The sequence below is a fragment of the Pseudomonas sp. BJP69 genome (assembly GCF_007633355.1).
GTDB classification, from domain to species: Bacteria; Pseudomonadota; Gammaproteobacteria; order Pseudomonadales; family Pseudomonadaceae; genus Aquipseudomonas; species Aquipseudomonas juntendi.
In genome coordinates this window covers 1,652,595-1,666,722 of the sequence record NZ_CP041933.1, presented here as the reverse complement: position 1 = coordinate 1,666,722, position 14,128 = coordinate 1,652,595, and the positions used below count along the sequence as shown (strand labels likewise).

Sequence of the window (14,128 nt, the reverse complement as noted above, 5' to 3'; positions counted from 1 at the left end):
CGAACTGGGCCTGTCAGCCGAACAAGCTGGCCTCGACGTCAAACCCGGCATCGCGCATCTGCGCCAGTTTGTAGCGCAGGGTGCGCGGGCTGATGCCGAGCCGTTCGGCGGCTTCCTTGCGGCGGCCACGCTCGGCGCGCAGGGTATCGATGATCATCTGGTACTCGTGGCGGCGCATGTCATCCCCCAGGCCGCTGGCTTCAGCGGCGGCTGTCGGTAATGGCTCATTGCCAGCTGACAAGGGAATGGCGCCTGCCAGACAGAAATCCGCCACTTCGATCACCCCGCCCTGCTGCAGAATCAGCGCCCGCTGCAGGGCGTTGTCCAGTTCACGGACATTGCCCGGCCAGGCGTAGCCTTGCAAACAGGCCTGTGCCTGCGCCGACAAGCGCACCGGGGCATGCTTCATCTTCGCCACATGCCGCGCCAGCAGGCGCTCGGCCAGTTGCAAAATGTCGCCAGGGCGCTCGCGCAACGGGCGCCAGGCCAGGGGGAATACCGAAAGCCGGTAATACAGGTCTTCACGGAAACGCCCCGCGGCCACCTCGCCAGCCAGGTCGCGGTTGGTCGTGGCCAATACCCGAATGTCGAGACTGACCGGCTTGCGCCCGCCTACCCGCTCTACCTCGCGCTCCTGCAGCACCCGTAACAGCTTGGCCTGCAGTGCCATGGGCATTTCCGAAATTTCGTCGAGCAGCAAGGTGCCGCCCTCGGCCTGCTCGAACTTGCCGGGCTGGGAAGCAATGGCACCGGTAAAGGCGCCCTTTTCGTGCCCGAACAAGGTGGCTTCGAGCATGTTGTCGGGGATCGCCGCACAGTTGATCGCCACAAAGGGCTGGGCCGCCCGTGGGGATTGCTGGTGAATGTAGCGCGCCAGCACTTCCTTGCCCGTACCAGACTCACCGGAAATCAGCACGGTGGAATCGCTGCGCGCCACGCGCGCAGCCAGCTCCAGAAGCTGGCGGCTAGCCGGCTCGCAGGCCACCGGCCCCTCTTCGCCCGTGACCCGGCCGGCCGCATGCCGCTCGACCAGGCTGAGCAGCGCCTTGGGCTCAAACGGTTTGACCAGGTAATCGGCAGCCCCTTGGCGCATGGCCTCCACCGCACGCTCGACCGCCGCATGCGCGGTCATCAACAACACCGGCAACTGTGGTTGCTGGCGGCGCAACTGCGCGAGCAACTGGTGGCCATCCATGCCGGGCATGTTCACATCGCTCACCACCAGGCTGAAGGCGCCATCGTGCAAGGCCTCCAGGGCTTCCTCGGCACTGCCGACTGCCTGGTAGGCAAAGCCGCCGATTGCCAGCGTGTCACCCAAGGCCTGGCGCAATACGCGGTCATCCTCGACCAGCAGCACCTTGATCGCCATTACACGCCCTCCGCCAATTGCCCGTCGATCAACGGCAGCTCGACCCGCACGCAGGTGCCACGACCGACCTTGGAGCGCAGGCTCAGGCTGCCCTGGTGCGCCCGCACCACCGCCTTGACCACCGCCAGCCCCAGGCCGGTGCCGGTGGCCTTGGTGGTCAGAAACGGCTCACCCAGGCGCGCCAACAAGCTGGCGTCGATGCCGCTGCCGGCATCACTCACGCACAGGTGCAGGGTGCGCTGGCGGCGGAACAGGTGCACTTTCAACCGCGCCGGGCCTTCGCTGGCCTGCAAGGCGTTCTCGATCAGGTTGAGCAAGGCACCCACCAAGGTGTCCCGATTGCAGAGCAGCTCACCCAGGTGGCTGTCGCACTGCCAGCGCACGACGTGACCCTGCACGTGGGCCTGGGCGGCCTGCTGCAAGGCCTGGAACAGGGCCTTGGGGGTGAGCCGATCGCCCAGCGGCAGCTCGCCACGGGCGAATACCAGCATGTCGCGCACCTGGTGTTCCAGTTCGTGCAGGCGCTCTTTCAAAGTCTCGGCAAAGCGCTGGCGGGTTTCGGCATCCAGTGCGTGCGCGCTGTCGGCCAGATGGCTGGCGTAGAGCATGGCTGCCGACAAGGGGGTACGGATCTGATGCGCCAGCGAGGCGACCATGCGCCCCAGCGCCGACAGGCGCTCATGGCGCGCCAACTGGTCCTGCAGGCGTCGGGTTTCAGTCAGGTCGTTGAGCAGCACCAACTGGCCAGGCTCGGCGTCCAGGGAACGGGTGGCGATGGACAGGCGGCGGCCGTCGCGTAGCGAGACTTCATGGCCGTCGTCCTTGCGCGGTGCAAAGCTGCGGGCGATCACCTGGCGCCACAGCTGGCCGAGCAACGGCTCGCCGAGCAGTTGGCAGGCGGCCGGGTTGGCTTCACGCACAAGGCCTTGGCCATCGATCACGATCACCCCGCCAGGCAGCAGGTCCAGCAGGTTCTGCAGGCGGTTGGCCAGGCGTTCCTTTTCACTCAGTTCGTCGATGCGCTGGGCGCTGACCACCGCCAGTTCGCCCTTCAGCTCGCTGACCCGGGCTTCGAGCAGGCTGTAGGACTGGCTCAGCTGGCTGGACACCTGATTGAACAGGGCGAAGGTGTGCTCGATACCCTGGCGGCTGTCCTGCTCGACCGGGGTATGCCCCTGCGGACCGGGGGCTCGGGATAGTTTGGCGGCCTGGGGCATCGTGCTCTCTCGCGTGGCTGACCGTCATAAAAACGGTGTGGTGCCAGCGGTGTAGCAATAGCCGTGCCGGGGATGGGGGCATAACGCTTGGCTTGAGATTTATGGCGGGGGCGCAAATCGAGCGCCGCCCGCGCGGCGCATCGCGAGCTGGCGCTCGCTCCTACGTTTGTTTCGGGCCAATTATTCCTGGGGGATTTGCGCGCGAATGCCTTGGCGCATGGCTCAATATCGCGTCGTACGAACAAGGCGGTCGCGCGCGCCTGTCACAGGCCTCACTGGCCCGAAACAAACGTAGGAGCGAGCGCCAGCTCGCGATGCGCCGCGCGGGCGGCGCTCGATCTAACAGGCACTAGAAAGGTCGAGGTGAACACCCCGACGCCCCCATCAATCCTCCGCCTGCTCCTCGCCCCCCTGGCGGCTCATGCCGTACTTGCGCATCTTCTCCACCAACGTGGTGCGACGAATACGCAAACGTTCAGCCGCGCGCGCAACGATACCGTTGGCATCGTCCAGCGCCTGCTGGATCAGGCCCTGCTCCAGGCTACCCAGGTAGTCCTTCAGGTCCAGGCCTTCAGGCGGCAGCATCGCATGACTGCCGAAATTCGGCGTATTGCCATTGATCGCCACGCGCTCTTCCAGGTCGCTGCGCAGGCTGTCGACCATCTGCTCGTCTTCGTCATCGACGTAACGAAACTTCTTCGGCAGCTCGGACACGCCAATCACCCCGTACGGGTGCATGATCGCCATGCGCTCGACCAGGTTGGCCAGCTCACGCACGTTGCCCGGCCAGCCGTGCCGGCACAACGACATGATCGAAGCGGAGTTGAAGCGAATGGAACCGCGCTTCTCGTGCTCCATGCGCGAGATCAGCTCGTTCATCAGCAGCGGAATGTCTTCCACCCGCTCGCGCAGCGGTGCCATCTCGATGGGGAACACGTTCAGCCGGTAGTACAGGTCTTCGCGGAAGGTGCCGTCCTCGATCATGTTCTCGAGGTTCTTGTGCGTAGCGGCAATGATGCGCACATCAATGCTCTGGGTCTTGTTGCTGCCCACGCGCTCGAAGGTGCGCTCCTGCAGCACGCGCAGCAGCTTGACCTGCATCGGCAACGGCATGTCGCCGATTTCGTCGAGGAACAGGGTACCGCCGTTGGCCAGTTCGAAACGCCCGGCACGGCTGGTGATCGCCCCGGTGAAGGCGCCCTTCTCGTGGCCGAACAGCTCGCTTTCCAGCAACTCGGCTGGGATCGCGCCGCAGTTGACCGGCACAAACGGCGCTTCGCGGCGCTTGGAGTGGTAGTGCAGGTTGCGCGCGACCACCTCTTTGCCGGTGCCTGACTCACCCAGGATCAGCACACTGGCGTCGGTATCAGCCACCTGCTGCATCATCTGCCGCACATGCTGGATGGCCCGGCTGGTGCCCACCAGGCTGCGGAACAGGTTGGGCTCACGCTGCCGGCCGCGCTCACGCGCCTGGTCATACATTTCGCGGTAGACCTGGGCGCGGTGCAGCGAATCCAGCAACTGGCTGTAGCTGGGCGGCATTTCCAGGTTGGAAAGCACGCGGCGGCGAAGGTCTTCCGGGAACTCTGCGGAAGAAATTTCACCTAAAAGCAAAACTGGAAGGAACTCATCCCATGCAGCCACTGTCTTAAGCAACCCAAGCACATTGCCAGGGGCGTTTACAGCGCCGATGAGCACGCACAGCACTTCACGGCTGGAGGCCAAAGGCTCCACCGCCTGCTGCCAGTCGTGGCTGGCGCACGCGAGGTTTTCTTCGCCGAGAAAGTTCAGCACCACCGCGAGGTCGCGGCGGCGCGCGCTGTCGTCATCGATCAGCAGGATCTTGGTTTCACGCCACATGCAATAGCAACTTCCCTAGTCATATCGGCACCCTGCAAGGGGCATGCTCGACATCATTCCGACTGAATGGTCAGTGTTCGGACGTCTGGAATTCGAAAACAGCCACTAGTTAAGTCAAAAAGGGCCATACAGTCAAATTTATGGCGCCTTTTCTAATGTTGTGCGCATCTTACCTGAAGAGATGATATACCTTTGAAGCATTTTTTGCTTGGTTGATCTGCATCATCTCTTCGGCAATTGCCTGGCGTTCACCGGTTGTCACATCGATGAGGTTGCGGTAGACCTCCAAAACCCCTTCCAGCTTTTCGCGCAGCAACCCCTGGTCCATCGTGTGGTTTTCCAGTACCTCGTCGATGCAGGTGCGACATGCCACATCCAACTTGGCAATAGCGTCCCAGTCACGTTCACCAAGAGCGCCGATCAGGGCATCGCAGGTGTCATCGAGGCGTTGCAGTGCGTTCACGTTAATCTCCTTGCCGTCAGCTGGCGGGCTGGGCGTCGGCAATGCCATCCCAACCGCTTTTCACGGTAATCAGCAGTTGCGCAACTTCGTCGATGATGCTGGCATCGTTGTCGACATTCGCCTGCATGAGCCGGTTGGTCATGTATACATAGAGGGCGTCGAGGTTTTCCACATACTCGGGGTTTTCGCTCTTATCGGGCTGCAGGCCGTCACGCAAGCCGATGATGATGTCGATCGCCTTGCCCAGCATCAGCCCCTTCTCGGCGATGTCACCACGCGCCATGGCACCCTTGGCCTGGGCCATCCGATCGAGACCTCCCTCCATCAGCATCTGCACCAGGCGATGCGGCGTGGCTTCGGAAATCTGGGCATGGGAATTGACCTTCTGGTACTGACGAAGGGCTCTCATGGGATTCATCTTGCGACCTCGTGACGGGCAGGCTTAGGGGAGATATTCCTTGTATCGGGCGGATCGAGAAAAACTTTACCGGCCGATGACATGAAGCTGGGCACTGTGCCCAGGCTTCATGCAATGCTCATGGATCAATCGTCGCTGTTCGACTTGTTCAACGCGTTGAGCGTGCTGAGTACCGAGTTCTGCTGCTGACGCAACTGCGTGACCAAGGTATCCATGTTGTTGTACTTGTCCTGCAGGCTTTTTTGCAGCGCTTCCATGCGGGCGTCCAGGGTGTCCTGCTCGGTCTTGAGCTTGGTCAGGCTTTCACTGAGCACCTGGGAGCGTGCGGCAAGTGTACCGGTACTGGCCTTGGCGAACGGCTCGGTGACCTTTTGCAGGCGCGCCAGCAGGCCGTCCTTGCCATTGAAAATGCTGGTCAGATCTGCCGCATTGTTGGTTGCAGCCTTGTCCCACTTCTTGTCGTCCAGGCTTAGCGCACCGCCATCCTGGGCAGACGTTACACCAAATGCGGCCAACGACTTCAGCGTACCGTTGCCCGACACCGCATTGAGTTCCTCACGAATGGAAGTCATCAGCGTGCGCATCGTGGCATCACCGGTCAGCGCCGCAGCCGTCATGGTGCCATCGGCATTCTTGGTGACCTTGGTTTCTGCGTTCATCACCGTGAGCAGGGCATTGTAGGTATCGATGAAACCTTTGAGGCCTGACTTCAATGTGGCGGAACTGGTGGTCAGCGAGAGAATGGTCGCTGTTTTTTCACCACTCGTCGTACTGGTCGGCGATGTGCCCACCAACTTGATATTGAGCCCGCTGACGGCATCATTGATGTCGTTGGTCTTGGACTTCATCGCGACACCGTCGAGCGTATACTCGGCGTCCGCCGGCTCTTCGACCACGGTATAACCGGTATCGATACCCGAATTGCCCGAAAGCGTAATGTCGGAGCCTTCGCCCATCTTGGTTGAGGTAACAATCAGCCGCGAACCGTTGGCATCCGTCAGCACGTTGGCACTCAGGCCCGCCACACCAAACTGGCTGTTGATGCTGTCGCGCACCTGCTGCAAGGTTGCACCGGCCGGAACGCTCAGATCGTAGGCTTTGCCATTCTGCGTCATGGTCAAGGTGGTCGGGGTTTTGCCGGGGTTGACTACCGAGCCCGCACCATTGGCGTAAACCTTGGTCGACACCTTCGACGCGGTCGCCAGCTTGTCCACTATCAGCTTGAACGAGCCGTTGGCAGCCCCCGTGCCCATGGTCACGGTAGCGACCTTCTCATCCGAAGACTTCAGGCTCAGGCCACCAAAGCTGTTGGTGTCGGTCATGTTGGTCAAGGCGCCGCGGAACGCATCCAGGGCCGCCTGAATCTTGCCGATCGAGGACAACGTGGTGGTTGCCTTCAGCGTTTGGGTATTGATCTGCGCCTGCTTGGGCGCTTTTTGCGCGGCCACCAGGGATTCGACGATCGCCTGGGTATCGATGCCCGAGCCAATACCGCTGACTGTTGTACCTGCCATCATTGCTCTCCTTGTTCAGTAGCTGCCGAATCCCTGGCGGAAAAATCCATCAATTCATCAACAGCAACAAAAATCGTGCCAGCCTATACCTGATCATCGAACAGCAGGCTGCTGGCTTCACTGAGGCTTTGCGCCAGTTTCAGCGCAAGTTCCGACGGAAGTTGCCGGATCACCTCGCCGGACTGGGTGGCAATTACCTTGACCACTACCCGACCGGTGGAATCATCAATGGAAAAGTCCAGCTGGCGCTGGCTCGACTGGACGAAATCACGAATCTCGCCAACCGCCTTTTCCAGGTCTTCGAGCGAGTGCGGCTGTTTTTCGGGGGCAGCTACTTCCTGCACTTTGGCAGGTGCAGCAGGATCGCGATCAGCTACTGGCGCCTGGGGTAACACAGACGGATACACCTGGCTCAGCTTGACACTCATGTCCATGTTTCGAAATCCTCATGTCAAAAACGGCAAAAGGGCACGTAAACGCGCCCTTTCACCCTTTACTCAGGCGCCTGAATTACTGGAGCAGTTTCAGGACCGAGGACGGCAGCTGGTTGGCCTGCGACAGGATCGCAGTCGAAGCCTGCTGCAGGGTCTGCTGCTTGGTCAGCTCGGCAGTTTCCGAAGCGAAGTCCACGTCCTGCACGGTGGAACGGGCAGCGGTGGAGTTCTTCTGGATGTTCTGCAGGTTGTCGACGGTGGTCTGCAGACGGTTCTGGGTAGCACCCAGGCCCGAACGGACGCTGTCGATGGAGCCGATGGCCTTGTCGATAACTGCCAATGCGTTTTGGGCAGTGGTGGCATCAGTCACGTTAGTTTCAGAAATGGAGGTCTTCTGAGAAGTAACAGATGCGCCAGTATCGAACAAGCCGGTAACACCCGCTCCGGTGAGAGAGTAGCCCTTGGCAGAATCTAGAGAAATTGCGCCAGTCACTACAGTTTTGCCGGTAACAGGAGGAGTAGCTGTAGCATCAGCCTCCTGCATCTTGATAGCTGCGGTGCCGTACTTACCATCGCCGCCTTTGACGTTCATAGTCAAAGCATCTACAGAGCCTTTATCTGCAGCACTGAATTCGATGTTCTCACCGGTATCCGATTTAATCGACAGCGAACCACCTTTGGATTCGTCATAGTTCACGCTGATGCCCAGCTTAGCAGCGTTAGACTTCAGTTGATCGGCCAGGCTAGCGGTGTCAGTCACACCGACAAACTCTACAGTCTGTCCACCAACAGTCATCGAGAAATTGGCCGATGGATCCGTTGTGGTGAATTTAGTTGTATCTACAGCAAACTTAACCTCGGTGCTTGCGGTTGCAGTCAAGCCCCCGATCGCGCCGTTCAGGCTAGCCGCAACGGCCTTGGCGGAGTCGCCAGCTTTGATTGCAACGTCGGTATTCTGACCATTACCGGTCACTGTAATAGTGTTTGCCTCCAAGCCCGTCGGGCTTGCAGTAACGGCAAGACTTTTGATCTGCTGCGAACCAATGCTCTTGGCCGAAACGTTGTCCAGGGTCAGGTTGATGGTTTCGTTGGCGTTGGCGCCGACCTGGATGGCCTTGGTGCCGTACGAACCGTCCAGCAGCTTCTGGCCACCGAAGGTGGTGGTATCGGAAATACGGTTCAGCTCAGCGGTCAGAGCCTGATATTCATCGTTGTTCGACTTGCGGTCTTCGGCGCTCAGCGAGCCAGTAGCCGAGGACAGGGCCAGGGTACGCATTTTTTGCAGAATGTCGGTCGAAGCCTGCATCGCGCCTTCAGCGGTCTGGGCGATCGAGATGCCGTCGTTGGCATTCTTCACAGCCTGACCCAGGCCGTTGATCTGGCTGGTCAGACGGTTGGCGATCTGCAGGCCGGCAGCGTCGTCTTTAGCGCTGTTGATACGCAGACCCGAGGACAGACGCTGCATCGAAGTGGTCTGGGCGTTGCTCGCCTTGGTCAGGTTGCCCTGGGTGGTGATCGACGCAATGTTGGTGTTTACAGTTAAAGCCATGACGAAATCCTCGTTGGATGGGTACTGCGGCTTCCGGCCTTGGCAACCGCCGGATTGGCCTAGAGAACCTTCGTAATAGTTATCGTCGGGTGCGCGAGTTGCTTGAGGGTTTTTTCGAAAAAAAAATGCTGGCAGGAGGCCAGCCCTGAGAAATCAAGGGGTTAAGGGCGGTTTATTGGCGTCAAATTCCGCTGCTGAACTGGCTTAATGGCATTGCCAGCCCCCTCCCCTGTGGGAGCGGGCGCGCCCGCGAACACCGGCGATGCCGGTGCCATCCACCGAGTTGATTTTTTCGCGGGCATGCCCGCTCCCACAGGGACCTGGTGAGGCCCGTGCCTGTTGGTTCAGGAATAAAAAAAGCGCCGGGCGGTGGCCGCCGGGCGCTTTTGGGAACGGACTGAGGGTCAGTCGCGATAGAGAATGGCCGAGCCCCACGACAGGCCTACGCCAAAGCCGCTGATCGCCACGCGCTTCCAGCTGCCATCGAGCATGTGCTTCTGCAGCAGCAGTGGCACGCTGGACGACACAGTGTTGCCGGTTTCGAGCATGTCCTTGACGAACTTCTCGGGGTGCTGCTCTTCGAAACGGCGCGCGACCGCGTCGACAATCGCCGCGCTACCCTGGTGGATGCAGAAGGCGTCGATATCCGATGACTGCAGGCCGCTGGCGTCCAGCAACTCATGCAGGTGCGCCGGCACCTTGATCAAGGCGAAGTTGAATACCTGGCGGCCGTTCATGAAGAACTTGCCATCGCTGACCTTGAGGTGTTCAGCGCCGGACCCGTCGGTGCCGAAACGCGCCTGGCCCAACTTCCAGACCGCGTCTTCGCCCATCCAGGTGGCCGTGGCGGCGTCGCCAAACAGCATGGTGGTGTTACGGTCTTCCGGGTCGACGATCTTCGAGTAAGGGTCGGCGGTGATCAGCAAGCCATTCTTCAGCCCTGCCGCTTCCATGAAGCCCTTGATCGCATACAAGCCATACACATAGCCCGAGCAGCCCAGCGACACATCGAACGCCGCTACCCGGGTAGACAGGCCCAGCTTGCTCTGAACGATGGCAGCGGTGTGCGGCAGGCCTTCTTCGTCACCGTTCTGGGTAACCACGATCAACGCATCGATCGACTGCGGATCCAGGTCAGGGTTGCTGGCGAACAGGGCCTGGGCGGCTTCTACGCACAGGTCGGAGGTTTCCTGTTCTGCGGCCTTGCGCGGCAGGAAAGAGGCGCCGATCTTGCCGAACATGAACTCTTCGTCCTTGCCGAACTTCGCACCCTGGACATAGTTGTCCAGGCCAGCGGTAGGCACGTAACTCGCGATGCTTTTGATGCCAATCATTCTGGCTTCCCAATGAAAACAGCCAAAGACCACCACTCGATGAATTGAGGGCGCCAAATACCGGCAGCGCTCGCCTGCGCACCGGTAACAAAATGCTGCAACAGCTGCTGCATAGAATACAGGGAAGATGACCGTTTTGACTCATTGGTCACATTGAAATGCTACGAAAGCCTTGCAGAGGGTGCGGGGACTGGGTTTTCGCGGGCATAAAAGCTGGGGCCGCTTTGCGCCCCTTCGCGGGCTTGCCCGCTCCCACAGGTTTTGCGCGTGCTTGAAGGCCTGCGAATGCCCTGTGGGAGCGGGCAAGCCCGCGAAGGGCCGCAAAGCGGCCCCAGCGATCGAAAAGCCAGCTTAGAGTTTGTTGAACAGGCTCAACTGCGAGATGCGCGAGAAGGCCAGCTGCGAGGCCTCCAGCATGGCCTGCTGCAAGGTCAGGGTAATGGCAGCCTGCGACATGTCGGTGTTGCCGATGGCGTTCTGGGTCGTCTTGTTGGCCAGGCCCAGGCTGGTGTTCTCCTGCCGCTGGATCTCCAGCGAGTTACCACGAGCACCAATCGAGCCACGGGTAATATCGACCTGCTCGCGGGCACTGGCCAGGTTGGCGATGGCCGAGGCAGCCGCGTCTTTCAGTGCGTTGGCTTCGCCCGTGCCGGTGACCGGGGTATCCAGGGCAGCACGCAACTGGCTGATGGTTTCCAGCACGTTCTGGTTCTGGTGGGTATTGGCGGTGATCGCGAATTGGTCACCGGCCTCTGGCGAGCCGGACATCTCGTAGGTCACCCCGGCCACCGTCAGCGAAGGCGCCGTGAAGGTGCCGCTGGCAATCGCCTTGCTATCGGCGGTCAATGGCTGGGCGTACAGCTCATAGGCGCCGGGGCCGGTGAACTTGATCACCGCACCATTGCTGGGGAAGGTACTGCGGTAGGCGGTTTCATCGGTAACGCTGCTGCCGGTGATCTGGGCGCTGGAGCTGTTGCTACCGTTGCGGGTGGCATTGAACGAGTCCGGACGCGCTTCCAGCGAGAACTCACGCCCCGCCACGGCCGCATCGGCATCGGCGCCCTCTTCCAGGGTGACGGTGATTTCGAACTCAACGCCACGCAGGGCAATCTTGTTGGCACCCTCGGTGTTGCTGTCGAAGGTCCCGTTGGTGGCAGTTTCGGAGGTGATGTCCCTGCCGCTGGCGTCGGTGATGGTGTACTGGGTCGCGCTGGTGAAGGTCAGCTTGTAGGGCTGGCCCGCCGTGAAGCTGTTGTTGTAGGTGGTGCTCGATGTCAACAGCCCCGACGATACGCCGACCACGTGGTCGTCGGTGGCGGGCACCAGCAAGCTCGACTGGGTGCGGCTTTTGTTGCTGGCCGAGTCGAAGATGCTGAAACCGGTGTCGTTGGTGGCCAGGTTCAGGGTATCGGAGACCTGCAGGCTGAGCTGGGTCTGGTCACCGTGGTAGCTGTAGGTACCATCGGAATTACGAACGTAAGGCGGCGTGGTGCTTTTCGAGCCGCCGAACATGTAGTCGCCATTGGCGTCGCGCGAGTTGAGCAGGCCGAAGATGTTGGCTTCGATTTCCTTCAACTCGGTACTGATGGCCACGCGATCGGAGTCGGTGACGCCGGCGCCACCGGCGCGGATCGCCAACTCGCTGGCGCGCTGCATCGCATCGTTGATGGTGGAGAGCACGCTCTCTTCCTGCAGCAGCGCATTGCTGACCGTATTGATGTTGCCGCTGTACTGGTCCAGCAACGACTGCTGCTGTTGCAGCAGCAACAGGCGCGCAGCACCGACCGGGTCATCAGCCGCTGTCTGGATGCGGATACCCGAAGTCACCTGGTCGTTGGTCTTGTTCATGCTGGAGAAGTTCTTGGAGTAGCTACTGGCGCTGGCCTCATAGAACTGAGCAGTGGAAATACGCACGATAGTCTACTCCTTACAAAGCGTTGATCAGGGTGCTGAAGGTTTCTTGCGCCGCCTTGATGATCTGCGAAGACGCCGTGTAGTAATGCTGGAACTTGACCAGGCTGGCCGCTTCGTCATCCAGGTTGACCCCGGACACCGCGCTGCGGCTTTCGCTGGCGGACTTGAGCACCGCTTCGGTGGCGGTGGTGTCGATGGACGCCTGGTTGGCCTTGGCCCCCACGCGCTCGACCAGCGAGGCGTAGGCAGACGTGAAGCTGGTACCGCCACCCGAGCCGGTATTGACCGTCGACTTGGTCTGCAGCTCCAGGAGCGCCGTGGCATTGCGGTTATCCGCCTTGCCGTCGGCATTGAACGACAGGGTAAAGCTGTCGTTGGCGGCAGGGCTGCCGCCGATGGTGGTCTCGACACTGAAGGTACGCGGGTTGCCGCTGCCATCCAGAATCGGGTTGCCCGAACCATCCAGCATTGGCACCGCGATGGACAGCTTGTTGTCCTGCCCTGGCACCACACTGCCCGTGCCGATCTGGGTGCCCTTGGCATCGAACAGCTTGTAGCCCTGCGAACCGCTACTGGCGGCGTCGAACACCACGCGCACCGGCATCGAGTCGCGAATCGACTGCTGGATCAACGCGGTGTCGGCACCGCCGTAAATGTCCAGCGCTTCACCCAGCGTCGGCTGGGTGATGGTGCCGGTGCCGCTGTTGCCACTGCCCGCGTTGGCACTGATCGGCCCGGCGAAAGCCAGCTTGTTGGCGTCGGTCAGGGTGGTGGTGATGCTACCGGCAGCGGCACGGGTCGGGATGACCTTGAAGCTGTCGCCGGCCGCCAGGCCACCGCCTTTCAACGCCAGGCTGAACCCGTCGATCACCGGCGCCGGGTCGGCATTGAGGTCAAAGCTGCCCATGTCGGTACCGTCGGAGCGGCGCACGCTGTACTGGTTGGCGCTGGTGAACTTCACTTCGTAGTCGTAGGTGGTCAGTGCCCCGCTGTCGGCGATGGTGACATCCAGGTTGCCGGAGCCGGCACTGTTGTTCGACGACGCGAGGCTGCGCTGGGCAATGGCGGTGGCACTGTTGATGCTGGAAAACAGCGAGCTGCCGAACTGGCCATTGGCATCCAGGCCCTGCCCCAACTGGCTGTTGATGCTGTCGGCGACCACCAGGGCAACACGGCCGAGCTCGTTCATCGACGGCGTCAGCACATCCTGGCGATAGCGCAGCAAACCGCCGATGGCGCCACCAGAAATCACCGAGGTCACGTCCGAGCTGAACGAGTCATAGTTGATACGCAGGCCAACCTGGCTCTTGTCGGCCACCCCCGGCTCCACCGACAAGGTATTGGCCTTGGTGCCGGTAACCAGCGACTGGCCACTGCCCAGGTACACGTCGTAGTTGCCGTCGCGCTCCTGCACCGTCACCCCCACCAGCTCATTGAGCTGGCGTACCGCTTCACCGCGCGCATCCAGCAGGCTGTTGGGGGTGTTGCCAGAGGCACTGGCCGCCGTGATCTGCTTGTTGTACTCGGCAATGCTGGCGGTGAGCTTGTTCACCTGCCCGGCCATGGTATCGAGCTGGGAGTTGATCGTGGCGTTCTGCTGGGACAACTGGGTGCTCACCGCGTTGAACCGGTTGCTCAGGGTTTGCGCCTGAGTCAGCAACAGCTGCCGCGAGGCGACATCACCCGGCTTGGCTGCGGCCGTCTGCATGGCCGCGAAAAATGCCGTAAGCACCGAGCTGATACCCGTGTCACGGTCGGCCAACAGTTTGTCGACACTGGTGATCTGGTCCTGAAAGGTGGCCGAGTCCGCCTGCAGCGAGGTGGCCGTCTGCAGTTGGTTGTCCAGGTAGGAGCTGTAGATGCGGCGCACATCGGCCAGCGTGGTGCCGGTGCCCAGGAACCCCGCGCCGATGTTGTGCGAAGGCCCCGCAGCCTGCAGCGTCTGCTGGCGCGAATAGCCACTGGTCGCGGCGTTGGCGATGTTGTTACTGGTTACCGACAATGCCGCCTGGCTGGCATTCAGGCCACTCAGGCCAATCGAAATCAGGCTCGACAT

11 protein-coding genes are annotated in these 14,128 nt (G+C 61.1%); all 11 read right to left on the bottom strand.

All coding sequences use genetic code 11. The features are described from left to right. Nucleotides 1-13 precede the first annotated feature (13 nt). On the bottom strand, nucleotides 14-1,369 hold the full coding sequence (locus FPB55_RS07780) for a sigma-54 dependent transcriptional regulator (RefSeq protein WP_029887010.1): 1,356 nt from the start codon (nucleotides 1,367-1,369) through the stop codon (nucleotides 14-16). Then, complete coding sequence (locus FPB55_RS07775; protein ID WP_054882221.1) at nucleotides 1,369-2,586, bottom strand: ATP-binding protein; 1,218 nt, start codon at nucleotides 2,584-2,586, stop codon at nucleotides 1,369-1,371. The genes FPB55_RS07780 and FPB55_RS07775 overlap by 1 nt, the downstream gene beginning before the upstream one ends. Before the next feature lie 384 nt (nucleotides 2,587-2,970). Next, on the bottom strand, nucleotides 2,971-4,446 hold the full coding sequence (gene fleQ / locus FPB55_RS07770; RefSeq protein ID WP_144187917.1) for a transcriptional regulator FleQ: 1,476 nt from the start codon (nucleotides 4,444-4,446) through the stop codon (nucleotides 2,971-2,973). Nucleotides 4,447-4,615: 169 nt separating this feature from the next. After that, nucleotides 4,616-4,957 (bottom strand): flagellar protein FliT, encoded by a 342-nt coding sequence (locus FPB55_RS07765; protein WP_047149861.1) that lies wholly within the window; start codon nucleotides 4,955-4,957, stop codon nucleotides 4,616-4,618. Further along, nucleotides 4,926-5,327 (bottom strand): flagellar export chaperone FliS, encoded by a 402-nt coding sequence (gene fliS / locus FPB55_RS07760; protein WP_054881826.1) that lies wholly within the window; start codon nucleotides 5,325-5,327, stop codon nucleotides 4,926-4,928. Before fliS ends, FPB55_RS07765 begins: the two co-directional genes overlap by 32 nt. Before the next feature lie 125 nt (nucleotides 5,328-5,452). Beyond that, nucleotides 5,453-6,841, bottom strand: a complete 1,389-nt coding sequence (gene fliD, locus FPB55_RS07755) for a flagellar filament capping protein FliD (protein ID WP_144187915.1) — start codon at nucleotides 6,839-6,841, stop codon at nucleotides 5,453-5,455. 83 nt (nucleotides 6,842-6,924) lie between these two features. Then, entirely contained in the window at nucleotides 6,925-7,275 is a 351-nt protein-coding gene (locus FPB55_RS07750) for a flagellar protein FlaG (RefSeq protein WP_054881824.1), read from the bottom strand. Between the two features lie 76 nt (nucleotides 7,276-7,351). Next, nucleotides 7,352-8,824 carry a flagellin gene (locus FPB55_RS07745; protein WP_054881823.1) on the bottom strand — a complete coding sequence of 491 codons (1,473 nt, stop codon included), beginning with the start codon at nucleotides 8,822-8,824 and terminating at the stop codon, nucleotides 7,352-7,354. 404 nt (nucleotides 8,825-9,228) lie between these two features. Further along, nucleotides 9,229-10,158 (bottom strand): ketoacyl-ACP synthase III, encoded by a 930-nt coding sequence (locus FPB55_RS07740; RefSeq protein WP_054881822.1) that lies wholly within the window; start codon nucleotides 10,156-10,158, stop codon nucleotides 9,229-9,231. A gap of 351 nt (nucleotides 10,159-10,509) precedes the next feature. Continuing rightward, complete coding sequence (locus tag FPB55_RS07730; RefSeq protein WP_144187913.1) at nucleotides 10,510-12,072, bottom strand: flagellar hook-associated protein 3; 1,563 nt, start codon at nucleotides 12,070-12,072, stop codon at nucleotides 10,510-10,512. A 13-nt stretch (nucleotides 12,073-12,085) separates the two neighbouring features. Beyond that, nucleotides 12,086-14,128: a flagellar hook-associated protein FlgK gene (gene flgK, locus FPB55_RS07725; protein ID WP_054881820.1), complete on the bottom strand. Its 2,043-nt coding sequence runs from the start codon at nucleotides 14,126-14,128 to the stop codon at nucleotides 12,086-12,088.